The 525-nt window shown below is 33.9% G+C and carries 1 pseudogene; it reads left to right on the plus strand.

The annotated features are described in order from the left end of the window. Window positions 1-299 precede the first annotated feature (299 nt). Window positions 300-525, plus strand: a pseudogene (locus ACRCJ0_RS19185) (GntP family permease); the annotation flags it as partial.

Consider the following 525-nt stretch of genomic DNA (forward strand, 5'->3'; position numbering starts at 1 on the left):
CAGGTTCATTCATTAATCGCTAAGTGTAAACGAAAGTATCGCAAAATATTATCAGAATATTTTGATGATAGGGACTAAAACGAAATTAGACCATGCATGGGTTGAAACTGTGCATGGTTTTTTCTTTGTTTATTTATGGATTAATTTTTATGGGATAGCTTACATTTTCATAGTGAAAAAGTGAGCAAAGTAGTTTATGATATTTTTGGAAGTTGGTGAATTTTAGGGAGGTTTGCCAGTTCTCCGTTTATATTGGCGGTTTGAAAGGACGCTTGTAAATACATTTTAGGAGATTGTGTATGGAAATCTTGGGTATTATTGGTGTGTTTATCGGTATTTTACTGATTATTTGGTTTTCTGTTAAAGGGTTGCATATTATTATTGCGGCACCTTTATCTGCTTTGGTTGTTATTCTCGCTAACCAGATGGATATTTTTGGGTCTTTGGTTGGTCAAGAGCATTCGTATATGACAGCTTTAGCTGGATTCTTGATTAATAACTTTGCGATTTTCTTATTGGGTGCTA

This window comes from Aerococcus sp. L_32 (assembly GCF_050689315.1).